At 65.2% G+C, this 22728-nt stretch carries 23 protein-coding genes; 9 read left to right on the top strand and 14 right to left on the bottom strand.

What is annotated here, in order from left to right; all coding sequences use genetic code 11:
- Positions 1 to 241: 241 nt before the first annotated feature.
- Complete coding sequence (locus ACP15H_RS17950) at positions 242 to 1219, bottom strand: Bug family tripartite tricarboxylate transporter substrate binding protein (protein WP_425067517.1); 978 nt, start codon at positions 1217 to 1219, stop codon at positions 242 to 244.
- A gap of 170 nt (positions 1220 to 1389) precedes the next feature.
- Here ACP15H_RS17950 and ACP15H_RS17955 point away from each other — a divergent pair, with 170 nt between their 5' ends.
- From ACP15H_RS17955 to ACP15H_RS17965, 3 genes are all read left to right on the top strand, one after another.
- Positions 1390 to 2622: an MFS transporter gene (locus ACP15H_RS17955; protein ID WP_425067518.1), complete on the top strand. Its 1233-nt coding sequence runs from the start codon at positions 1390 to 1392 to the stop codon at positions 2620 to 2622.
- Positions 2623 to 2688: 66 nt separating this feature from the next.
- Positions 2689 to 3984: an MFS transporter gene (locus tag ACP15H_RS17960; protein ID WP_425067519.1), complete on the top strand. Its 1296-nt coding sequence runs from the start codon at positions 2689 to 2691 to the stop codon at positions 3982 to 3984.
- Between the two features lie 29 nt (positions 3985 to 4013).
- Complete coding sequence (locus ACP15H_RS17965) at positions 4014 to 5144, top strand: homoserine O-acetyltransferase family protein (RefSeq protein WP_425067520.1); 1131 nt, start codon at positions 4014 to 4016, stop codon at positions 5142 to 5144.
- Positions 5145 to 5147: 3 nt separating this feature from the next.
- On the opposite strand, the gene ACP15H_RS17970 is transcribed toward ACP15H_RS17965, so the two are convergent.
- A complete protein-coding gene (locus ACP15H_RS17970; protein ID WP_425067521.1) occupies positions 5148 to 6032 on the bottom strand; it encodes a TauD/TfdA dioxygenase family protein in 885 nt (294 codons plus the stop codon).
- Between the two features lie 15 nt (positions 6033 to 6047).
- Entirely contained in the window at positions 6048 to 7028 is a 981-nt protein-coding gene (locus tag ACP15H_RS17975) for a Bug family tripartite tricarboxylate transporter substrate binding protein (protein ID WP_425067522.1), read from the bottom strand.
- 118 nt (positions 7029 to 7146) lie between these two features.
- Here ACP15H_RS17975 and ACP15H_RS17980 point away from each other — a divergent pair, with 118 nt between their 5' ends.
- A complete protein-coding gene (locus ACP15H_RS17980) occupies positions 7147 to 8046 on the top strand; it encodes a LysR family transcriptional regulator (protein WP_425067523.1) in 900 nt (299 codons plus the stop codon).
- A 3-nt stretch (positions 8047 to 8049) separates the two neighbouring features.
- Here the strand turns inward: ACP15H_RS17980 and ACP15H_RS17985 are convergent, their stop codons facing one another.
- From ACP15H_RS17985 to ACP15H_RS18005, 5 genes are read right to left on the bottom strand one after another with little or no spacing between them, the layout of a single operon-like run.
- Positions 8050 to 8904, bottom strand: a complete 855-nt coding sequence (locus tag ACP15H_RS17985; protein WP_425067524.1) for a carbohydrate ABC transporter permease — start codon at positions 8902 to 8904, stop codon at positions 8050 to 8052.
- Positions 8901 to 9779 (bottom strand): carbohydrate ABC transporter permease, encoded by an 879-nt coding sequence (locus ACP15H_RS17990; RefSeq protein WP_425067525.1) that lies wholly within the window; start codon positions 9777 to 9779, stop codon positions 8901 to 8903. Before ACP15H_RS17990 ends, ACP15H_RS17985 begins: the two co-directional genes overlap by 4 nt.
- Positions 9780 to 9801: 22 nt before the next feature.
- Entirely contained in the window at positions 9802 to 11169 is a 1368-nt protein-coding gene (locus tag ACP15H_RS17995) for an ABC transporter substrate-binding protein (RefSeq protein ID WP_425067526.1), read from the bottom strand.
- Between the two features lie 38 nt (positions 11170 to 11207).
- The gene (locus ACP15H_RS18000) at positions 11208 to 12017 is read right to left on the bottom strand and encodes an alpha/beta fold hydrolase (RefSeq protein ID WP_425067527.1); all 810 of its coding nucleotides are present in this window, start codon (positions 12015 to 12017) and stop codon (positions 11208 to 11210) included.
- Between the two features lie 2 nt (positions 12018 to 12019).
- A complete protein-coding gene (locus tag ACP15H_RS18005; protein WP_425067528.1) occupies positions 12020 to 12925 on the bottom strand; it encodes a Bug family tripartite tricarboxylate transporter substrate binding protein in 906 nt (301 codons plus the stop codon).
- Between the two features lie 114 nt (positions 12926 to 13039).
- Here ACP15H_RS18005 and ACP15H_RS18010 point away from each other — a divergent pair, with 114 nt between their 5' ends.
- Positions 13040 to 14029 (top strand): Bug family tripartite tricarboxylate transporter substrate binding protein, encoded by a 990-nt coding sequence (locus ACP15H_RS18010; RefSeq protein WP_425067529.1) that lies wholly within the window; start codon positions 13040 to 13042, stop codon positions 14027 to 14029.
- Positions 14030 to 14032: 3 nt separating this feature from the next.
- Here ACP15H_RS18010 and ACP15H_RS18015 read toward each other — a convergent pair whose 3' ends face one another.
- The 3 genes from ACP15H_RS18015 to ACP15H_RS18025 all read right to left on the bottom strand — a co-directional run bounded on the left by ACP15H_RS18015 (position 14033) and on the right by ACP15H_RS18025 (position 15648).
- On the bottom strand, positions 14033 to 14359 hold the full coding sequence (locus ACP15H_RS18015; RefSeq protein ID WP_295139782.1) for an NIPSNAP family protein: 327 nt from the start codon (positions 14357 to 14359) through the stop codon (positions 14033 to 14035).
- An 11-nt stretch (positions 14360 to 14370) separates the two neighbouring features.
- Entirely contained in the window at positions 14371 to 15258 is an 888-nt protein-coding gene (locus ACP15H_RS18020; protein ID WP_425067530.1) for an MBL fold metallo-hydrolase, read from the bottom strand.
- Positions 15259 to 15339: 81 nt separating this feature from the next.
- Positions 15340 to 15648 (bottom strand): hypothetical protein, encoded by a 309-nt coding sequence (locus ACP15H_RS18025; RefSeq protein ID WP_425067531.1) that lies wholly within the window; start codon positions 15646 to 15648, stop codon positions 15340 to 15342.
- A 105-nt stretch (positions 15649 to 15753) separates the two neighbouring features.
- Here ACP15H_RS18025 and ACP15H_RS18030 point away from each other — a divergent pair, with 105 nt between their 5' ends.
- Complete coding sequence (locus ACP15H_RS18030) at positions 15754 to 17175, top strand: amidase (RefSeq protein WP_425067532.1); 1422 nt, start codon at positions 15754 to 15756, stop codon at positions 17173 to 17175.
- A gap of 30 nt (positions 17176 to 17205) precedes the next feature.
- Here the strand turns inward: ACP15H_RS18030 and ACP15H_RS18035 are convergent, their stop codons facing one another.
- Positions 17206 to 17643: a hypothetical protein gene (locus ACP15H_RS18035; protein ID WP_425067533.1), complete on the bottom strand. Its 438-nt coding sequence runs from the start codon at positions 17641 to 17643 to the stop codon at positions 17206 to 17208.
- Positions 17644 to 17877: 234 nt separating this feature from the next.
- Here ACP15H_RS18035 and ACP15H_RS18040 point away from each other — a divergent pair, with 234 nt between their 5' ends.
- Positions 17878 to 18558, top strand: coding sequence for a lectin (locus tag ACP15H_RS18040; RefSeq protein WP_425067534.1), 681 nt, complete (start codon positions 17878 to 17880; stop codon positions 18556 to 18558).
- Positions 18559 to 18629: 71 nt separating this feature from the next.
- On the opposite strand, the gene ACP15H_RS18045 is transcribed toward ACP15H_RS18040, so the two are convergent.
- Both ACP15H_RS18045 and ACP15H_RS18050 read right to left on the bottom strand, forming a co-directional pair.
- The gene (locus tag ACP15H_RS18045) at positions 18630 to 19604 is read right to left on the bottom strand and encodes a Bug family tripartite tricarboxylate transporter substrate binding protein (protein ID WP_425067535.1); all 975 of its coding nucleotides are present in this window, start codon (positions 19602 to 19604) and stop codon (positions 18630 to 18632) included.
- 29 nt (positions 19605 to 19633) lie between these two features.
- Positions 19634 to 20533, bottom strand: coding sequence for an SDR family NAD(P)-dependent oxidoreductase (locus ACP15H_RS18050; RefSeq protein ID WP_425067536.1), 900 nt, complete (start codon positions 20531 to 20533; stop codon positions 19634 to 19636).
- 75 nt (positions 20534 to 20608) lie between these two features.
- On the opposite strand from ACP15H_RS18050, the gene ACP15H_RS18055 reads away from it, so the two are divergent.
- Both ACP15H_RS18055 and ACP15H_RS18060 read left to right on the top strand, forming a co-directional pair.
- Complete coding sequence (locus ACP15H_RS18055) at positions 20609 to 21838, top strand: serine hydrolase domain-containing protein (protein ID WP_425067537.1); 1230 nt, start codon at positions 20609 to 20611, stop codon at positions 21836 to 21838.
- Positions 21839 to 21849: 11 nt separating this feature from the next.
- Entirely contained in the window at positions 21850 to 22725 is an 876-nt protein-coding gene (locus ACP15H_RS18060) for a TauD/TfdA dioxygenase family protein (RefSeq protein ID WP_425067538.1), read from the top strand.
- The last annotated feature ends 3 nt before the right edge of the window (positions 22726 to 22728 follow it).

Genomic DNA, 22728 nt, shown 5'->3' on the forward strand with positions numbered 1-22728 from the left:
GCTCGGGATGACAACTTTGTCGAGATTTGCGCAGTGCGCCGATCGAACAAACAGTGTCATCCCGAGCGTGAGCGAGGGACCCTTATCTCATATGCGATAGCCCTCCCATTCAAATAGGGAGGTGTCGACGTCTTACGTCGATGGAAGGGTCATGAGCTTCGTCTGATCGCTCTTCCTGCGGCGCTCCCGGACATTGCCAAGCAATGTCCTGACGCTCGTCGGTCGAGCGAAGCTCGACCCACTACTCGATCTTGATGTTTGCGGCCTTCACCACCTTGCGCCACGCCTCGATCTCGCTCTTGGTGAACTCCATCAGCCCTTCGGGCGTGGTGAAGCTCGGCGCGCCGCCCATGTTCTCGAGCTTGGCCAGGATCTCGGGCGACGTGCCCGCGGCGATGATGTCCTTGTTCAGCTTCACGATGATCTCGCGCGGCGTGCCCTTGGGCGCGTAGAAGGCCGACCAGGTCGTGAACACCAGTTCCGGCATGCCGGCCTGCGCCGCACTCGGCACGCCGGGCAGCGCGGAATAGGGCTCGGACTGCGTCACCGCCAGCGCGTCGGCCCAGCCCGAGGCCAGGATCATCTTTGCGCTGCCGGTGTCGCAGATCATGAAGGTGATGATGCCGTTGTTCAGGTCGGGCGCGGCCTGCTGGTTGTTCTTGTAGGACACCGAGACCGCGTCGATGCCGGCCTGCATGCGATAGAGCTCGCCCGCCACCCTCGCGGAGATCGCGCCCGAGCCAAAATTGTGCTTGCCGGGCTCGGCCTTCAGCTTGGCCGTCAGCTCCGCGAGCGTCTTTACGCCGAGCTTCTTGGTGACCAGCACCGCCATCGGCACCAGGCTCATGCGCGTGATCGGCTCGAAGTCGGCGATCGGATCGTAGGGCAGCTTGTCGTAAAGCACGGGATTGCCGGCATGCGTCATCGACGAGGTGGCGAGCAGCGTGTAGCCGTCGGGCTTGGCGTTCTTGACGGCCTCCGCCGCGATGATGCCGTTACCTCCACCCTTGTTGTCGACGAGCACCGGCTGGCCCCACATCTGAGACAGCTTGTCGGCAATCACGCGCATCGTGGTGTCGGTCGAAGCGCCCGGCGGGAACGGAACCACCAGGGTGACGCGCGACGTCGGATAGTTCTGCGCCCGGGCCGCCCCGGTCGCGATAAGCCCTGCTACGCCCGCCAGCACGGCGCGCCGGCTGGTCCTGCCTGTCCCGATCATTCGTTTCACTCCCGTTTTCTTGGGCCAAGTATGGGAGAGCCCCCATTCCTTGACGAGCCACGTCGCATCACATCTGATGCGCGAGGGGAGCAGGGGAGAAGCGTCGCTTGGCCGGTCAGGATCGGCCCCTCAAAGGGGCCTGGGGAATCACATTCCTCATCTTCCTTTTCATGCTCGTGAACTTCGCCGACAAGATGGTTGTCGGGCTCGCCGCAAAGCCGATCATGGCCGACCTCCAGCTCACCCCGGAGCAGTTCGGGCTGATCGGCTCGGCCTTCTTCTTCCTCTTCCCCTTCTCCGCCGTGCTGGTCGGCTTCGCAGCCAATCGCATTCCGGCGCGCCATGCGCTGCTCGCGATGGCAGCCTTCTGGTCGCTGCTGCAATTTCCGATGCTGGGCCTCGTGAGCTTCGAGGTGCTGATCGCGTGCCGCATCCTGCTGGGTGCCGCCGAGGGGCCGGCCGGCCCGGTAGCCACCCATGCGCTCTACAAATGGTTTCCCGATTCGCTGCGCGCCGTCCCCACCGCGGTGGTCGCACAGGGTTCGGCGATCGGCGTCATCGTGGCGGTGCCGGCGCTCAACTGGATCATCGTCCACCACTCCTGGCACTGGGCCTTCGGCGCCATCGGCATCGCGGGCCTGCTCTGGACCGTCCTGTGGTTCTTCTTCGGCCGCGAAGGCACCCTGGTCGACCCTCCGGTCACGGAACGCGTCGACGGCGAGGCGGGCGTGCCCTACCGCGACCTCCTGACCTGTCCCACCATCGTGGCGGCCTGCTGCACGGGCTTCGCCAGCTACTGGGGACTGGCGCTGGGCCTCACCTGGTTCACGCCCTACCTCGTCGACGGGCTGGGCTTCAGCCAGACGCTCGGCGGCAATCTCAGCGTCCTGCCCTGGATCGCCGGTCTCGTGGTCGTGCTCGCCGGTGGCGGGCTCTCACAGCGGCTGAAGGCAGGCGGTGCCTCGAGCCGGGTCTCGCGCGGTATCCTGGCCTCGGCCGCGGTCATGGCCGGCGGCTGCATCCTGCCGTTCATCGGCCTCGCATCAGCGCCGGCCCTGAAGCTTGCGATCCTGGTTGCCGGCACCGCGATCGGCAGCACGATCTTCGTGGTCGTGCCGCTCGTGGTGAGCGAGCTGACGCCGCACTCGCAGCGCGCCGCCATGCTGGCCATCGTGAATTCGATCATGACCCTCGGCGGAGTCGTCGCGCCTTTCGCTATGGGCGTCGTGGTGCAGGACGCCTCCACGCGGCTCGCCGGCTACGACAACGGCTTCACCATCCTGGGGGGCCTGCTGCTGGCAAGCGGTCTCATCGGTTTGATATTCATTCGGCCTGAAGCTGATCGCCGGAGACTGGGCGCCCGCGCCGCGCTTCGCCGCATGCCCGGCATTTCCTTGACGTAGCGAAGCAATCCCCTGTCAGATGGGATTGCGCGTCCGGTCAACAGGACGCCGAGGAGAAACGCCCACGTGACCGTCCAGGACCGGCCCCTCAAGGGGGCCTGGGGCATGACCGCCCTGCTCTTCCTCTTCATGCTGATCAACTTCGCCGACAAGGTCGTCGTCGGCCTGGCAGCCGTTCCCCTCACGCGGGATCTCGGCCTGACACCCGAGCAGTTCGGCGATATCGGCTCGGCCTTCTTCCTGCTCTTCGCGATCTCGGCGATCGTCGTCGGCTTCATCTCCAACCGCGTGAAGACCAAGCACACGCTGCTGGTCATGGCGATCATCTGGTCGCTGGTGCAGTTCCCGATGCTGGGCTTGGTGAGCCTCGAGACGCTGATCGTCTGCCGCATCATCCTGGGCGCCGGCGAAGGCCCGGCCGGTCCTGTCGCGACCCACGCCATCTACAAATGGTTTCCCGATTCGTTGCGCGGCCTGCCGACCGCGGTCATCGCCCAGGGATCGGCCTTCGGCGTCATCATCGCCGTTCCCCTGCTCAACTGGATCATCGAGACCTACACCTGGCACTGGGCGTTCGGGGCGCTCGGCATCGCGGGACTGGTCTGGACCGTCCTCTGGTTGATCTTCGGTCGCGAGGGGACCCTCGTCGATGCGCCGGTCAGCAGCAGGGAGGCCACCAACGAGCGAGTGCCCTACCGCTACCTTCTCACCTGCCCCACCATCCTTGCCGTCTGTGCCGCGGGCTTCGCCAGCTACTGGGGCCTGGCGCTCGGCCTCACCTGGTTCACCTCGTATCTGGTCGCAGGCCTCGGCTTCAGCCAGAAACTCGGCGGCAACCTCACCGTGCTGCCCTGGGTCTTCGGGGCCCTCGTCGTGCTGACCGGCGGCTACGTTTCCCAGCGTCTGAAGCGGAAAGGTGTTTCCAGCCGCCTCTGCCGCGGCGTGTTGCCGTGTCTCACGATCGTCGCCGGTGGATGCGCCCTCCCGTTCGTCGGCGCCATGCCGACCGACGGTCTCAAAATCGCCTTCCTGGTGTTCGGCTCGGCCTTCGGCAGCACGATCTACGTCGTCCTGCCGATGATCATCAGCGAACTCACCCCGCACCCGCAGCGCGCCGCGATGCTGGCGATCACCAACTCGGTCGTGACCTTCGCCGGCATTCTCGCGCCCAAGATCATGGGCTCGATGATCCAGAACGCCGCGACGCCGATCGCCGGATACGAACAGGGCTACGTCATACTCGGCGGCCTGCTTCTCGCCGGCGGCCTGATCGGCCTGCTCTTCATCCGCCCCGAGAAGGACCGCGTGCGGCTGGCCTCCCACGCCGTCGCAGGCCTGCCGCTTCAGCCTGCCCGCGCCTGAACCGGGCCGACCATCACAAGGAGGTTCGAATGACTTCGTCGCTGTCCCGTCGGCCACTGCTGGCCGCCTTCGCCGTTGCACCTTTCATCGCCGCCAGGGGCGCTGCCGCCCAGGGAGAACTCGTGAACATCCAGAAGCAGGTCTTCACCCTGAAGGAATTCCGCCTCGAGAGCGGCACCGTCATGCCCGACGTCCGGATTGCTTACGAGACCTACGGCACGCTGGCGCCCGATGGCCGCAATGCGGTGCTTCTGACGCATGGCTACACGTCGAGCCAGCACATGGCGGGGCGCGTCGGCGCCAACGGCGCGGAGGGCTCGTGGGACGGGCTGGTCGGGCCGGGCAAGGCGATCGACACCAACAGGCTCTTTGTCGTGTCGTCCAACATGCTGGGTTCCTCCTACGGCTCGACCAACCCGGCGCAGGTCAATCCGAAGACCGGCAAGCCCTATGGCCCCGACTTCCCGACCATCACGCTGGTCGACATCGTCAACGCCCAGAAGGCGCTGCTCGACAGTCTCGGCGTGAAGCATCTCGTGGCGGTCGCCGGTCCGTCGTTCGGCGGCTACCAGACCTTCCAGTGGGGCGTCACCTATCCCGACTTCATGGACGGGCTGGTGCCGGTGGTCAGCGCGCCCAAGGGTTCGGGCGGCGAGGCCTCGGTCAAGGCACTGATCGATACGCTGGCCAAGGATCCCAACTGGAACGGCGGCCACTACTACGAGAATGGCGGCATCACGAAGGTGCTCACCGAGATGCGTGTCGCGACCCTGAAGCGCTACGGCATCGACGAGCAGCTCGCCGCGCAGTTTCCCGACAAGGCCGCCCGTGAAGCCGAGATCGTCCGCCGCGCCGAGGGGTGGTCCAAGGTGTTCGACGGCAATTCGCTGGTCGTGCTGCGGCGGGCCAGCGTGAACTTCGACGCCGAGAAGGACATGTCGAAGATCAAAGCCAAGGTGCTCTACGTGATCTCGCGCACCGACAAGCTCTTCCCGCCCTCCATCGCACCGGCGGTCATGGAAAAGCTCAAGGCCGCCGGTGTCACCGCCGACTATTTCGAGATCGACAGCGAACTCGGCCACTCCGCCTCAGGCCTCGACGCCGCCAAGTGGGCGCCGCGGCTCAAGGCCTTCATGGCGACCCTGCCGAAAGGTGCCTGATCCCTAGAACGGGCGATCGCCGGTGACCGTCACGCGATGGCCGCTGCGCGTGTGGGGCCAGTAGTCCCACATGGCGCGATGCTGGGCGCAGCGATTGTCCCAGAAGGCGATCGAGTTCTCGCGCCAGCGGAAGCGGCACTGGAACAGCGGGTTCTCCATGTGCTGGTAGAGGTAGCGCAGGATCGCATCGCCCTCGTCGCGCGGCACGCCGATCAGTCGGCTCGTGAAGCCGGCATTGACGTAGAGGCACTTCCGGCCGGTCACCGGATGGGTGCGCACGACCGGATGCTCGGCCCGTGGATACTCGGGCTTGTCGGCCACGCCGATCGGCTTGAACAGGCCGCGATAGACCGGCTCGCCGTCGTGCAGCGCCGTCATCCCGTCGAGATAGGCCTTCATGCGGTCCGAAAGCGCTTCATAGGCCGCGTACATGCTGGCGAACAGCGTGTCGCCGCCGCGCGGCGGGCAGGTCTTGATGTGGAGGATGGAGCCCATGGGCGGCTCGACCTCGCAGCTCACGTCGGTGTGCCAGCCCTCGCCATTGGCGCGCGGGCTGTTCTTGTCGGAGTGGATGATCATCATCTCGGGCATGCCCGGTTCGTGCGGCGCCGCGGGATGGACGTGCAGGTCGCCGAACAGGCGGCCGAACGACATATGCTGCTCCGGCGTCAGCACCTGGTCGCGGAAGAAGATGACCAGGTTCTCGGCCAGCGCGCGATGGATCTCGTCCTGCTGCCGGTTGGACAGGGGCTTGCTGAGATCGACGCCGCCCAGCTCGGCACCGATGATCGGCGTCAGCTTGTCGACGGTGATCGTCTCGTAGGGCGCGCTCTCATCGGCGGTGTGACGATAGCGCGGGCCGGCATTGGCGTTCAGTGAGCCTGACATGGGTATCTCCGTTGCCTATTCGTCGAGGGTGATCTTGTTTTCCTGGATCAGCTTCGACCAGACCTCGCCTTCGGTGGCGACGAACTGATCGAACTGCTCCGGAGTCCAGTCCTTGAGGACGACTCCGAGCTGGGCCGAACGTTCGACCACGACGTCGAACTTCGAGATCTTCCTCATGGCGGCGTTCAGCCTGTCGACGATCGGCTTCGGCGTTCCCGCCGGCGCGAACATCCCGTACCATGCATCGAAGATGAAACTCGGCAGACCGGCCTCGGCCGTCGTGGGGATCTCGGGGAATGTGGGAAGGCGTGCCTCGCTCGCCAGCGCGAGCGCCTTCACGTTGCCGTTGCGGATGTGAGATGCCAGCGACGGGGGGCTCATGACCGCCAGATCGACCTGGCCCGCCACGAGATCGGCGCTGACCGGTCCCGCGCCCTTGTACGGAATGTGGACGAGATCGATGCCGGCGGCCTTGTTGAGCAGGACGCCGCCGATATGGGCCACGGAGCCCGGCCCGAAGGATGCGTAGTTCAGCTTCCCGGGATTGGCCTTGGCGTAGGCGATGAAGTCCTTGAGGTTGTCGGCCGGCACCTTCTTGGCGATGACGATGAGCTGCGGCGCAATCGCCCCCATGGCCACTCCCGTCAGATCCTTGGGCGACCAGTTCAGGTTCTTGATCATCGCCGGATTGGCCGAATGGAACGACGAGTACTGCATCAGCAGCGTGTAGCCATCCGGCTTGGCCTTCGCGACCAGCGCGGTGGCGATGTTGCCGTTTCCCCCGCCCTTGTTGTCGACGATGACCTGCTGGCCGAACTCCTTGGAAAGATGTTCGGCGAAGATGCGGCCCACGATGTCGGTGCCACCGCCCGGCGGGGCGGCGACCACCAGCGTGATCGGCCGGTCGGGATAGGCACCCTGCGCGCGCGCGCCCGGGCTCGCGATCATCGATCCGGCAGCGGCAGACGCGAGCGATAGGAGGTGGCGGCGCTTCATCCCTGGCTTCCTCTCTCGATCCGCCCCACGGCGGGTGCGGTTGACGAAGCGCTAGCACCGAACCACCTTATGCATGAAGTGCATTGTTTGCAGGCTTATTACTGAGGTTTATGCACGAATGGACAAGCGGCTCCTCGAATCCTTCGTGGCCGTCTATCGGTCGGGATCGCTCGTGGAGGCGGCCGAGCGTCTCAATATTTCGCAGTCGGCCCTGTCGCGCCGCATCACGGAACTGCAGCACCGGCTGGGGCTTGCGCTGTTCGAGCCGTCCGGTCGCGGCATGGTCGCGACCAGCGACGCGCACGATCTGCTGCCGCTGGCCTCGTCGGCTCTCGAAGGCATCGCCCGGTTGGAAGCCGCCGCCCGCGCCAACAGCGTGCAGCCCTCCGTGCAGATCACCGTCGCGGCGACGGCGCACACGATCGAGACGGTGGTGGCGCCGGGCATCGCCGATTTCGTGCGGGACAAGCCGAACATCCGCATCGGCGTCATCGAGACGAACGGCGTCGAGATCGAGAACCTCGTGCTGAGCGGCGACGCATCGATGGGCATCACCGGGCGCCCGCGCTACGACACGGGCCTCGTCGATCAGCAGATCGTGCGCCTGGACATCCTGGCGGCGTCGCCCCTGCCGTTCAGCGCGGGCGAACGAAGGAGCGGCATCGATCTCCGGGCTCTATGCGAGCGCGACCTGCTGGTGCTGGACCGCGGATACCAGTCGCGCCTGACCCTGGACGCGGCCCTCCGGCTACTGTCGCTGTCGCCCAGCATCCGTCACGAAGGCGGATCGGGAACGGTCATCCTGGCGCTGGCGCGAGCCGGCCTCGGCACGGCCGTCATCCCGGCAACCACCCGAACCGATCTCCACACCGCCAAGATCATCGCCAACGGCATCGTCCTCGGCATGGACCTGGCCGCCATCTGGGATCCGGCGCTGCGCTGGCGGACCGAGGTCGAGCAATTCGCCGACCGGCTCAGGGCCTCCTTCTCCACCCGGACGCGTACGCGACGCCGGTGACGCCTACCCCTTCACGGCGCCGGCCGTCAGCCCCGACGACATGTAGCGGCGGAAGGCATAGTAGATCGCCGCCGGCGGCAGGGCGTAGAGGAAGCCCGCCGTCATCAGCAGTTCCCATGGCGAATCGTCGGCCGAGAGGAAGTTGCCCAGCGCCACCGGCAGGGTGATCGCCGTGTCCTTCGAGAGAAGCAGGAAGGCGTAGAGATATTCGTTCCAGGCCAGCAGCAGCGCATACGTGCCGACGGCGATCAGCGAGGGCACCATCAGCGGCAGGTAGATCAGGCGGAAGAGCTGGAACGGCGAGGCGCCGTCGATCATCGCCGCCTCGTCGAGCTCGACCGGCAGCTTGTCGGAGGCCTGGCGCAGGATCCAGATCGCATACGGCGAGGCGATGGTGGCCATCGCGATGACCAGGGCCCAGTCGTTGTTCAGCAACCCGTACATGCCCATGGTCTTGTACATCGGCACCGCCAGGAAGGCGGCCGGAATGAAATAGGTCAGCAGCGCCAGGTTCATCACCGTCCGCCCGCCCTTCATGCGCAGGCGGCTGATCGCAAAGGCTGCAGCGGTCGCCACGAACAGCGTGATCGCCGCCGTGCCGATCGAGATGACCACGGAGTTGAACATCTGCAGCCAGAAATGATTGAGGAAATGGTGCTTCTGGCCGAGCACCATCTCGAAATTGCGCAGCGTCGGATTGGTCGGCCAAAGCTGGCCCGAGAAGGCCGCGTCCTTGGGCGAAATCGCGAACAGGAACATGTGGTAGATCGGGATCAGCGTCCACAACAGCACCGGGATGCCGATCAGCAGCAATCCGGACTCGAAGCCGATGGTGCGCAGGAGCTTGCGCGGGCTCATCGCGAAAGACGCTTCATCATGAAGTAGACCAGCGGCAGGATCAGTGGCAACGCACAGACGATCGACGCCATGGCGAGTCCCACCTGATCGAGCCGCAGGTAGCGGATGCCGAGCGTCGCCAGCACATGCGTGAGGTCGGCGGGTCCGCCGCCGGTCAGCAGGTAAACGCTGTTGAAGTCGCCCACCGTGAAGATCATCGAGAGGAGCGTGCAGGTGACGTAGAGCGTGCTCATCGATGGCCAGGTGATGTAGCGGAAGCGATGCCAGGCACCGGCGCCGTCGACCGAGGCCGCCTCGTAGAGCTCGCCCGGGATGGCCAGCCGGCCAGCCAGCAGGATCAGCGTCCAGAAGGGCAGCGACTTCCAGATGTGCACCAGCATCGACAGCGTGAGCGCGAGCGCCGGATCGTTCAGCCAGTTCGGCCCGTCCTCGGCCGTCAACTTGAAGATCAGCTGGTTCACGACGCCCCACTCGGGATTGAGCATGAAGCGCACCGACAGGATGGTCGGGATCGACGGCACCGCCCAGGGCAGCACGAACAGCACGGCGAGCACCTTCACCCACCAGCGCTTGTGCGTGAAGAAGCCGGACAGGAACAACGCCAGCGCCATCTTCACGTTGATGGCGACGATCAGGAAGATGAAGGTGTTGATGACCGTCCGCAGGAAGATCGGATCGGCCGCGAGGTCGACATAGAGCTGCGGGCTGCGCGCCAGCCAGAAACTGTAGCCGACGGGAAACACCACGAAGCCGACGAAGATCGCGAGATAGGGCGCGACGAACAGCAGGCTCCAGGCCTGCCGCTCCGACAGCGCAAAGCCCGCCCACCGGGATTTCTCCCGGCGGGCCGTCGTGTCGATCGTGGTCGCCGTCATACGCGTACTCGCGAAAGCAGACTTACTTGGCGACTTCCTTGATGCGGGCGATCAGCTCGTCGACGGCCTTCTCGACCGAGACCTTCTCGCTCACCACGCGGTTCATCGCCTTGGCCCACACATTTTCATTGTTGAGAATGGTGAACTTGTAGTTCTTGGTGAACTCGAACGGCAGCGTGCCGGCCTTGAACTGGTCGTAGACCGCCTTGCGATGCTTGTCGGCCTGCCAGAACGGGCTCTCCTGGCTGGCCTTGGTCACCGGGAACCAGCGGCCGAGTGCGCCTTCGACGTAGGGGCGGAGGTTCTCTTCCTCGAGCAGGAACTTCAGGAACTCGCGCGCGCGCGGCTTGTTCTTGGAGTCCTGGAAGATCACGCCGACCTTGACCGCCGTGCGATAGACCATCGGCGTGCCATCGGGCTTCTTGGGGAAGCCGGCGGTGGCGATCAGCTCGTCATAGGCCTTGCGACCGGCGGCGCGCTGCTCGGGCGTGAGCTGCTCATTGTTGGCATCGTCCAGCCACTTGGCGGCGATCGAGATCGTGTAATTGTGGGTCATGATCGTCGTGCGATTGTGGAAGGCGACGTTGTTGTCGGGATCCTTCCAGGTCGTCGACGAGGGCGGCGTGCAGCCCTTGGTATAGACGTCGGTATAGTCGCGCAGGGCGGCGATCAGGCCTTCGCGCACCTTGGGATCGTCGACAAGCAGCTTGCCCGAATCGTCGACCAGCTTGACGTTGTAGGCGTCGACCCAGCTCAGGAACGACTGGAACGAATCGGTCGATTCGACGCCCATCGGGCTGCCGATGCCGTAGACGCGGCTGCTGGTGGCCTTGCGATAGGCCGGCTGGACCTTGTCGCACCAGAAGGACCAGTATTCCTTCCACGTGCCGGGAATGTCGTTTTCCTTGAAGCCCGCCGTCGCCAGCATGTCCTTCCAGTACTGGATGTGCAGCGTCTGCTGCTTGAGGACGAATCCGTAGAAGGCCTTCTTCTTGGCCTTGTCGTTGTAGAGGAGAGCCGTCTCGATGGTGACCGGCGCGAACCGGTCCTTGATCGGCTCGATGACGTCGGAAATGTCCTCGAGCTTGCCGTCGTAGGCCCACTTGCCCGCCACCTGGACGTCGTAGGTGTCGGAATAGGCGATGTCCGGCGGCGAACCGGAATCGAGGGCCGCCACCGTCTTGGGAATCATGTCCTGCACGGCGTACTGGGACAGGTCGACCTTCACGCCCGTCTTGGCCTCGAACTTCTTGATGGCGGCGAACAGCGCCTCGTCCTCGGACTTGTAGAAGCCCTTCACCCACCAGACGGTGAGCTTCTCCTGGGCAAAGCCCGGAACGGCCGAGAAGGCGATCGCCAGCGCCGCGGCACCAGCCAGAATCCGTCTCATGATTTCCTCGTTTTCTTAGTTGTCTGACAACTCGAATATCAGTCCGCTCTGCGGGAGTCGAGAAAAGACCTCAAAGCCTGGGCGCATTGCACAGCGTGCGAGAAGGGCAGACCGTGACGTGATCGGCCGAAGATATTCAACTCGGCATCGGGCAGCCCCTTCAGCAGGTCGGCGACCACGGCGACCGGGATGAACGGACTGGCGTCGGGATGCAGCAGCAGGGTCGGACACCCGATGTCGGCCAGGCGCGGCGTCAGGTCGGTGCCGATCAGCACGCCGAGCGCATTCAGGATCGAGGCCGGCGACCACTTCTCCTGTTCGGCGGCGAACCATGCACGGCGTTCGGGCGACAGCGCGCCGTCGTGGAAGCGGTCGCGCAGGAAGGCGTCGGACCAGCCCTTCGAGCCGCCCTCCTCGAGCTGCCGCCGCCAGGCGTCGGCACGCTGGATCGAAGCGCCGAGATGGGCGCCGTTGCTGACCGTCAGCGTCGCGATTCGCGCCGGCCGTGCGAGCACCGCCGCCATTGCCACGGTTCCGCCGATCGATTCCCCGACGAGGTGAAAGCGCGACAGCCCGGCGGCGTCCGCCACGGCGAACAGGTCGTCGACCAACAGGTCGAGCGACCATTTGAATTCCTCGGCTGGAATGTTCGAGCGGCCGTAGCCGCGCATGTCGAAGGTCACGAGCCGGTAGGCATCGGTCAGAGCCGGCCGCCAGCCCGCCCAGATCCCGGCGCTGGCGCCGATCCCGTGGTGAAACAGGATCGGCAAGCGCGCCTCACGCCACGGCGCCACTTGATCGACGATGTCGTAGTGAAGGGTCCCGTGCGCGGTGGCGGCGAAAGGCATCGTCAGTCGGCGCGGATGCCCGCGCCCTTGATGACCTCTTCCCACTTCTTGCGATCGGCCACGATCGTCGCCTTGAACTCGGCCGGCGAACCGATCACCGAGTCCATGCCGTTCTCGACGAAGCGCTTCTGTACGTCGGGCTTGGCCACCGCCGCCCGCAGGGCCTTGTTCCAAAGCTCGACCAGGTCGGCCGGCAAGCCCCTGGAGCCGAAAACGCCGAACCAGTTCACCACCTCGAAGCCCGGCAGGAACTTCGAGATCAGCGGCAGGTTGGGAAAGAGCGGCGAGGGCTTGGGCGAGCCGAAGGCGACCGGGATCAATCCCCCGCCGCCGATCTGCCCCAGGAACTCCGGCATGTTGCCGAACATCATGTCGCAATTGCCCGAGATCATGTCCTGGATGGCGGGCGCACCGCCTCGATAGGGCACGTGCACCATGTTGATGCCGGCCATCTTCTTGAACAGCTCGGCGGCGAGATGCTGCGAGGTGCCGTTGCCCGCCGACGCATAGGTGAGCTTGCCGGGATTCTTCTTGGCGAAGTCGATGATCTCCGGAACCGTGCGGTACTGCATGTGCTTGCCGACGACCAGCATGTTGGTGACGCCCGCAACGTTGGCGATCGGCGTCAGGTCGGTGTCGACGTTGATCGGCAGCTTCTGCCCCGGCATCACCGGCGAAACGCACAGAGCCGCCATGGCGGCCAGGCCGATCGTGCGGCCGTCCGGGCTCGAGTTGGCCAGCGCCTCATTGGCAATGAAGCCGCTGGCGCCGGTCTTGGTATCGACGATCACCTTCTGCCCGACTTCCGGCGTCAGGGCCTCCGCCATGATGCGGCAGAGCAGATCGGCCGTGCCGCCGGGCGCGAAGCCGCAGAGGAAGCGGACGTCGCCGGTGATCTTTTGCGCCATAGCCGGCCAACCGGCCAGTGAACCAACCAGTGCCGCGGTACCCACACGCGCGAAAGTTCTGCGTCGCATTTTTGTTTCCTCCCTGTGTTGCAAAAAGCCTAGCATACTTCTCGGATGAGCAAGCTCTTTCGCCGCGGCGTCCTCGCCGGCCTCGCCGCTCTGCCCTTGGCCTCGACGTGGACGCGGTCCCGCGCACAGTCACCTGACTTTCCCGACCGGCCGTTGCGCTTCATCGTGGGCTTCCCGCCCGGCGGCCCCAACGATCTGCTGACGCGGCTGATCGCGCCCGGCATCGGCGAACGGCTGGGTCGCACTGTCGTGGTCGAGAACAAGGCCGGCGCCAACGGCGAGATCGCCGCCAGCTTCACCGCCAAGAGTCCGCCCGACGGCGGCGTGTTCATGCTGGCCTCCAACGGCTCGACCACGGTCGCGCCGGCGCTGGGCCGCTCCCTCCCCTACGACATCCGGACCGACTTCATTGCCGTGGCGCCCGTCGGCATCAATCCGATGCTGCTCGTCGTTCGGCCCGATCTGGAGGTCAAGACGGTTGCCGACCTGCTGGACGTGGCGAGGGCGCATCAGGGCAAGCTGAACGGCGCCTCGGCCGGCGCCGGCGGCGCGACCCACCTGGCGCTCGAGCTTTTCAAGGTGATGAGCAGGCTCGATATCGTGCACGTGCCCTACAAGGGCGGGGGGCCTGCGATGGCCGACCTCATGGCGGGCCAGGTCGATCTGTATTTCGGCGGTCTCTCGACGGCGCTGCCACACGTGAAAGCCGGAAAGATGCGCGCGCTGGGACAGACCGGGCTCACGCGTTCGCCCGCGGCGCCGAACATCCCGACGATCTCGGAGTCGGGACTGCCGGGCTATGAAGCCGCGATCTCCTATGGCGTGTTCCTGCCGGCCGGTGCACCGACGACGCTTGTCGAGCGCCTGCACGCAGCCATCGAGGGCACGATCCGCTCGCCCGACATCGCAAAGAAATTCGTGACGCTGGGGGCCGATCCGCAATTCGGATCGCCTTCAGCGTTCGCGGCCTATGTGTCCAACGACTTCGCCAAATGGGCCCGCCTCGCGAAAGAGGCGGGCCTCAAGGCGGAGTAACGACTACTGAACGGAGGAGAAGCCCGTCGGCGTCAGCATCTGCACCGATACGTTCTCGACGATGGCGCCGTCCTTCTCGGTCTCGGCGCGCTTGGCCAGCCACTCTGGATCGGCGGCGAAGGCGTTCCACTTCTTCTCGCGATCGGCCAGCGACTCCCAGGCGAGGAAGTAGGTCAGTTCCTGGTTCGACTCGCCGATCAGGGTCGTGAAGAAGCCGGCTTGCTTGATGCCGTGCCGCTCCCAGATCTTGAGCGTGATGGTGTTGAAGCGATTGAGCAGCGCCGGAAGACGGCCCGGCACGCACCTGTAGACCCGCATCTCGTAGATCATCGTCTCTCTCCCTAGAATTGCCCGCCGAAGCGCGGCACGAACCCATCGTCCTTGTGATCGATGTGGCAGCTGAAAGGCGCCCCGAAATGGCATGGCATCAGGCGCGCGCCGCTGCCCGCGCAGTGCTCCAGCGCCTCGCGCCGGCTCTTGCGCGCGCCGGCGCCGTCGGCGCAGGCAAAGCTGTTCCACTCGGGATGATAGACCTGGAGTGCGTGATGGAGGATGTCGCCGCAGAACAGCGCTTTCTCGCCGCGCGATTCGAACTTGATGGCGATCGTGCCCGGCGTATGTCCAGGCGCCGGCTCGACCTCGAGGTTCTCGTCGAGCTGGGCGGCGCCGTCCACCATCTGCGTGAGCCCCGCCTCGACCACCGGCAACACCGAGTCGCGGAACGATCCGGCGTTGACCGGGCCGGTCGCGGGATCGCTGTCGAGCTTGAGGTAATGGTCGTAGTCGGTGCGGCTGAAAACGTACTTGGCATTCCTGAACGTCGGGACCCACCTGCCGTTCTCGAGGCGCGTGTTCCAGCCGACATGGTCGACGTGAAGGTGCGTGCACATCACCATGTCGATCCCATCGGGCTCGACGCCGGCGGCCTTCAGCCGCTCAAGATACTTCGTCTCCATCAGATGCCATTTCGGCCGATGCGGACGCGACTTGTGATTGCCGACGCAGGTATCGATCAGGATGTTCTTGCCGCCGATCTTCAACAGCCAGCTATGGATGCTGAGCTTCAGGAAGGCAGAGGCTTCGTCATAGTGCGCCGGCATCAGCCAGTCGCGATGCCGCTCGACGACGGCGGGATCCCAATCGGGAAAGAAGGTTTTGGCGTCGAAGTTCGGTTCGTAGCTTTCCTCGATGCGCACGGCAGTGCCGGCGCCGAGCTTCACCTCGACCATGTCTCGCTCCCCTATTTGCCGGGGAGCTTAGCGTCGCAAGGCCGGTACGGGAAAGCCGATCGTTTCGCTCGGACGTCGAGATCAGAACGGCAGGCGGGCCGCATCGACACGCTCGACGTGCCAGTGAGTGAGCGCCGCAATGGCAGCGCCCCCGAGCGGCGCCGCGACGATCAGAGCGATGAAATGAACACCGAGCGACCGGGGTTCGAACAGGCCGGGCGTGAGATGCCCGACCGTCACGGTCGCAACGAAGAACAAGACGGCGAAGCTGACGCCCACGAGCAAGCCGCCCAGGGTGACGACGAGCGACGAGGCGGTCAACGAACGGCCGATGACATAACTTGCCCCGAAGGCGGCACCGGCGGCGACAAGCGCGGCGATGGTTTCCATCACGTCCTCCAATACGCTCTCGACTTGGGAGAAATCAGAGTCGACACTGTTGCGTCACCTGCACTCTGAAACATCCAACCTCCGTCGAGAACCGACAAAAAACGCATGTCTGAGTCTGCATTCGACTGGCTTTCCGCAGCGGAACTATCAAAACTCTTCTCGCGAGGAGACGCGTCCCCCGTCGACGTCGTCGACGCGATGCTGAAGCGTGCATCAATCATGCAGCCTCATCTGAATGCGTTCGTCCTAATTGATGAAAACGGTGCGCAAGCTGCTGCAAAGGCTGCGGAATCGCGTTGGCATAGAGGTGAGCCGCTGTCGCCGCTGGACGGAATTCCGACGTCGATAAAAGATACGACGAACGTCAAAGGCTGGCCCACGCGCTATGGATCGCATTCCACGGACGAGACTGCGGCTCACGACAACGCCGCAGTAACCGACAGGTTCCTTGCAGCGGGAATGATCATTCTTGGCAAGTCGGCGACCCCCGAATTCGGCTGGAAGGCGCTGACCGACTCGCCCTTGCAGGGCACCACGCGCAGCCCGTGGAATCTCGCCCGCTCTCCCGGCGGTTCCTCGGGCGGTGCTTCCGCGCTTACGGCGGCAGGCATCAATCCGTTCAACCACGGCAACGATGGCGGCGGCTCGATCCGCATTCCCGCCAGCCACACCGGCCTCGTCGGCCTGAAGCCCTCCTACGGCCGCATCCCGCAGTTCCCCGCCGATTCACCGTTCGCCGACGTCATCAGCCAGGGCGTCCTGGCGCGCACAGTGCTCGACACGGCGATGGCCTTGAACATCACGGCAGGCCCCGACCCGCGCGACTGGCGCTCGCTGCCGGCGGATGCGCGAGACTACACGGTCGGGCTCGACGCCGGCGTGCGTGGATGGAAGATCGGGCTCAGCCTGGATCTCGGTCATGTGAAGGCCGACCCGGAAGTGCGTGACCTCGTTGCCGCTGCGGCGAAGCGCTTCGAGGAGCTCGGCGCGCAGGTCGAGGAAGTCGGCCCGATGTTCGAGCCGCTGCAGGAGCATTTCGAACCGCTGTGGATCGGCAGCTTCGCCACCCGCTTCCGGCAGATCCCGACGCAGCTTCACGACAAGCTCGATCCCGGCCTGCGCGCCCTCATGGAAAAAGGCCTGGCGATTACGCTCGCCGACTATGCCAGGGCCTTCGAGGCGCGGAGCAAGCTCGCGCGAGATCTCGCCCTCTGGCATCGCAAGTACGACCTGCTGCTCGCGCCCGTGGCACCGACGGCCGCACCTCCGGTCGATACGCTCTACAATTCGCAAGCTTTCCCGCGCTGGACCAAGGGCGCGCCGTATACGCTGCCCTGCAACCTCACCGGCCAGCCGGCGGCTTCGATGCCTGCGGGTCTCACCAAGGCCGGACTTCCCGTCGGCATACAGATCATCGGCCCGCCCCGCGCGGACGAAGTGGTGCTGCGGGCGATGCGCGCCTACGAAGGCGCGAGCGACTGGGCATGGCCGCAGCCGAAGGTGCTGGAGACGTTGAAAGCTTTGTGACGTTGAAAACGCCTTGACGTCGAGGCGCCGTCAGACGGCGTTCGAAACCTTGTTGGGCGTCGGGCGAACGACGCGCAACGCGATGACGAGGACCCGGTAACCGAGAAAGCCGGCACACAGGGCACTGGCTGCCGCGACGTAGCCGGGCGTGATCAAGGCGTCTCCGAGCATCGCGGAAACGAAATCGATCACGGACAAGACGACGAGAATGATCGCCGCAATGAGGCCGTCTACCGTCGCAGGCAGGGAAACAAGGCCCGCGTCCTTGTTCGACTGAAGGGTCAGCATCCATCCGCGGATGCGCCCGATCAACGATCCCAATGCGAAGGCCGCGACCCACAGGATGTCGAACAGCACGCTCGCCTCGAACACACCGGCGAGCAGCATCAACGTCGCCATCAGCGCAAAGCCACCCGGCAAGGCCACACGGCCCAGCGTCGTGACGCCACCGCGCGACTGCGCCGCCATCGTCCAGAGGCAAAGGGCAGCGAAAAGGAGCGTAAGCCCGTTCGCCAGGCTCAAAGTCGAAACCATGAAGAGAGGAAACGACACAGCACGAAGCGAGTAAAGCGCTGAGGCTGCACAGAGACTGTCGGCATCACGCTTTTACAACTGCAGCCCACGGGAAATTGACTGGGCCTCACAAGGCGTGAAGGCGAGGATAAACCCCTCAAAGTGGCGAAAATTCAGGGAGAAACCGACATGACGATCCAATCGAGGTATGTGGCGGTGGCCGCGACGCTCTTAACACTGACTTTTTCGGCCACGTCGTCGCAGGCCCAGCAGCCAGCACCCCAATTCCCCAACATGACGTTCTTCATCACCAGCGTGGGCGGCCCACAGGGCGCCAACTTTGGCGGTCTCGAGGGCGCCGACCGGCATTGCCAGACGCTCGCCGCCAAGGCGGGCGCGGGCAGCAAGACCTGGCGCGCCTACCTCAGCACGCAGGCAGTCGGCGGGGCGACCGCAGTCAATGCCAGGGACCGCATCGGCAAGGGCCCGTGGGTCAATCCCAACGGCGTGCAGATCGCGGCCAGCGTCGAGGATCTTCACTCGGCCAACAACAAGCTCACCGCCGAAACAAGCGTCGCCGAAAACGGCAAGCTGATCCCCAGCCGGCTCTACACCGTGAACCAGCACGACATCCTGACCGGCACTCAGGCGGACGGCACCGCCTTCCCGCCGGACAAGGACATGACCTGCGGCAACTGGACGAAAAATGGAGAAGGCAGCGCCATGGTCGGTCACACCGATCGCATGGGATTGCGCGACGATGCGCCCTCCAAGTCCTGGAACACGTCGCATCCATCGCGCGGCTGCGACCTGCCTGCTCTGGTGACGACGGGCGGCGTCGGACTGCTCTATTGCTTCGCCGCCAACTGACAAAGACAGATGGTCAAACGACAGCGGCGCCGGTTTTGCCGGCGCCGCTGCTTGAACTTTGGTTCGGGAGATCAGGCGTCGGCTTTGACGCCGGCGGTGGTGATGACCTTCTCCCACTTGTCGATCTCGCTTTGCAGGAACTTGCCCGTGTCCTCCGGGGTCGCTCCGACGGGGATGACGGCCTGCTCGGCCAGCCGCTTGCGCAGCGCCTCGTCCTTCACCGCCTTCGAGACTTCGGCCGACACCTTGTCGACGATCTCCTTCGGCGTTCCGGCCGGCGCCAGGAACATCACCCAGGTCGCCGATTCGATCAGCGGACCGCCCGCCTCGACGATGGTCGGCACTTCCTCGACACCCGGCACGCGGTCCTTCGACAGCATGGCGAGGGCGCGAATCTTGCCCGCCCGCACTTGGGTCATCACGCCGATCGGCGCGTCGATCAGCAGCTGGATGTTGCCCGAGGAGAGATCGGCCAGCGCCGGCGCCGTCCCCTTGTAGGGAACGTGTTCCATCTGGATGCCGGTCACCTGCTTCATGAGTTCGCTGGTGAGATGCGCTGCCGCGCCGACGCCCGACGAGCCGAACGAGAGCTTGCCGGGGTTCGCCTTTGCGTAGGCGATCAGCTCGGCCACGTTCTTCACCGGCAGGCCGTTGGTGACGCTGATCAGGAGCGGCGCGACACCCACCAGCGACACCGGACTGAAGCTCTTCACCGGATCGAACTTCAGCTTGCCGGCATACAGGGTCTTGTTGGCGGCGTGGGCGGCGATCACGGTGAGGAAGGTGTAGCCGTCCGGCGTAGCGTTCGCGACGGCTTCGGCACCGATCAGCGAATTGGCGCCAGGCTTGTTGTCGACCACGAAAGTCTGGCCGACGTTCATCTTCTCGAGCGTCAGGCGCGTCACCACATCCGTGAGCCCGCCCGCCGTATACGGCACGACCCAGCGGATCGGCTTGTTGGGCCAAGCCTGCGCGCGCGCAGCACCCGGAATCAAGGCAGCCGCCGCCGTGGCCGCAAGCGCCGTGCGGCGATTGATCATCTTCATGTGTTTTCCTTCTTCGTCCCTGTTCGTCGTCAGTCTAGATCGAGACCGTTCATCCCGGCGTTCTTGCGCGCCTTCCTGGCGATCTCGCCCAGCACCTTGCCGGCCTGCACCGGATCCATGATCTGGTCGACCGTCGGGCCCTTATGCCAGCCCTCGGCGACGGCGAAAATGCCGTTTCCGGCCTGGAACACGCGGCCTGTCACCTCGCGGCTGTCCTCGCTCACCAGCCAGGTCGCGACCGGGGCGATCCACTTCGGGTCACGGCGCTTCTTGTCCTCCTCCGTGTATTCGCGCAGGTCCTCGGTCATGCGGGTGAAGGCCGAGGGCGAGATCGAGTTCACCGTGACGCCATAACGCGCCAGTTCGCGGGCGGCGATGATGGTGAAGGAGGCGATGCCGGCCTTGGCCGCCCCGTAGTTGGTCTGGCCGATATTGCCGTAGATGCCCGAGACCGAGGTGGTGGTGATGATGCGTGCATCGACCGGGCCGCCCTTCAGCTTGGCCTGATCGCGCCAGTAGGCCGCCGCATGGCGGGCCGGCGCAAAGGTGCCCTTGAGGTGCACCTTGATGACGGCGTCCCACTCGTCCTCGCTCATGTTGACGAGCATGCGGTCGCGCAAGATGCCGGCGTTGAGCACGATGGCGTCGAGCTTGCCGAACGCCTCGACCGCCTGGTCGATCATGTGCTTGGCGCCATTCCAGTCGGAGACGTCGTCGCCGTTGGCCACGGCCTCGCCGCCCATCGCCTTGATCTCGTTCACGACCTGCTGGGCGGGCCCCACGTCGTTGCCCTTGCCGGCCCGGTCACCGCCCAAATCGTTCACGACCACCTTGGCGCCATGCTCCGCCAGCATCAGGCAGTGCTCCCGGCCGACGCCGCGGGCGCCGCCCGTCACGATCGCAACCCGTCCCTCGCACAATCTCGCCATTGGTGCCTCCCGTCTTTTGCGTGTCTGAACCCTACCGTCCTGGGCTAGTCTAGCGGGGCTCAAGGGAGGATCGCCATGGACACGCTGCCGCTCGTTACCCCCGAACAGGTCGGGCTTTCCGCAGCGCGGCTCGACCGCGTGCGCACCTGGATGAAACAGTGGGTCGACAGCGGAAAGCTGGCCGGCATGGTGACCTGCGTCATGCGCAAGGGCGAACTGGCCTTCGCCGAGGTCGTGGGCAAGTCGGACGTGGCCCGCAACACGCCGATGCGCGCCGACACGATCTTCCGGATCTATTCCATGACCAAGCCGCTCACCTCGACGGCCATCATGATGCTCTACGAAGAGGGCAAGTTTCAGCTCGACGACCCGATTTCGAAATTCATTCCCGCCTTCGCCAACCCGCGCGTCATGTCGGGCGGCAGCCGGGGCAAGATCGAAACCGTGCCGGCCGAGCGCGAGATCAATTTCCGGGACCTGCTCACCCACACGTCGGGCCTGACCTACGGCTTCATGGAGAGCAATGCGGTCGATGCCGCCTACCGTGCCAAGGAAGGCGGCGTCGATTTTCAGACGGCGGACACCAGCCTGAAGCAGGTCGTCGAGCGCTTGGCCCAGCTGCCGCTGATCGCCCAGCCGGGCAAGGCCTGGAACTATTCGGTCGCTACCGACGTGCTGGGCTATCTCGTCGAAGTGATCTCCGGCCAGCCCTTCGAGAAGTACCTCAAGGAAAAGGTCATCGACCCGCTCGGCATGGTCGACACCGACTTCCATGTCCCGGCCGCCAAGCACGATCGCTTTGCCGCCAACTATGCCGCCGGCCCCGGCGGCAGGCTCGACCTGATCGACGATCCGGCCAAGAGCCGCTACCTCGCGCCGCGCAAGGTGAATTCGGGCGGCGGCGGGTTGGTCTCGACGGCGTCCGACTATCTGCGCTTCTGCAAGTTCATGCTGAACGAGGGTGAACTCGACGGCGTGCGTCTGCTGGGCCGCAAGACGGTCGAGCTGATGACCATGAATCACCTCAACGGCGACATGGCCGACATGGGCACGCCGCGCTTCTCGGAATCGACCTACACCGGCATCGGCTTCGGTCTCGGTTTCTCGGTCATGCTCGACCCGGCCAAGGCCTACATTGCCGGCACGCCCGGCGAATATGCCTGGGGCGGCGCCGCCTCCACCGCCTTCTGGATCGATCCGGTCGAGGACATGGCCGTGGTGCTGCTGACGCAGCTCATGCCCTCCTCGACCTACCCGATCCGGCGCGAGCTGCGCGTGCTGACCTACCAGGCGATCATCGACTGAGGGACGAAGTCATGCGCAACACCGGCAGCATCGAAGTCCGCAAGCTCCATCCGCTGTTCGGCGCGGAGATCACCGGCATCGACATCACACGTCCCCTCTCGGCGCGCGAGTTCGGGCCGATCCGCGCCGCCTTCGAGGAACATTCCGTACTCCTGTTCCGCGACCAGGCGATGGACGACGACACGCAGATCGCCTTCAGCGAAAATTTCGGCCCGCTGGAGACGACGCTCAGCGCCAATCCTGCCGCCGGCACCAAGTTCCAGCGCCAGTCCAACCTCGACATCATGACCGGCGAGCCGATCCCGCCGGACGACATGCGCATGATCTACCAGAAGGCCAACTACTTCTGGCACTCCGACTCGTCCTTCAAGCGCATCCCGTCGCTGTGCTCGATCCTGACGGCGCGGATCTGCCCGCCCGAGGGCGGCAATACCGAGTTCCTGAACATGCGCGCGGCCTGGGATGCGCTGCCGCCCGCCCTGCAGGCGACGATCCATCCGCTGGTGGCCGAACACGCGCTCGCTCATTCACGCGACCGCGTCCAGAAGGGCATCCTGAGCGCCAAGTCGCTGGCGGAGCTGCCGCCGGTCAAGCAGCGCATGTTCCGCGACAATCCCATCAATGGTCGCCGTGCGCTTTATATCGGCGCCCATGCCGGCCGCATCCTCGACTGGCCCGAGCCGATGTCGAAGGCGATCCTGTGGGAGCTGGCGCAACGCGCCGAGCAGCCGGAATTCATGATGTCCCATGCCTGGCGCGAGGGCGATGTGATCGTCTGGGACAATCGCGCCGTCCTGCATCGCGCCACCTACTACGATGCGACCAAGCACAAGCGCCTGATGCAGCGCACGACCATCGGCGGCGACGAACTGACGGTTCCGCAGTAACAG

Source organism: Reyranella sp. (genome assembly GCF_965249915.1).
Lineage (GTDB): Bacteria > Pseudomonadota > Alphaproteobacteria > Reyranellales > Reyranellaceae > Reyranella.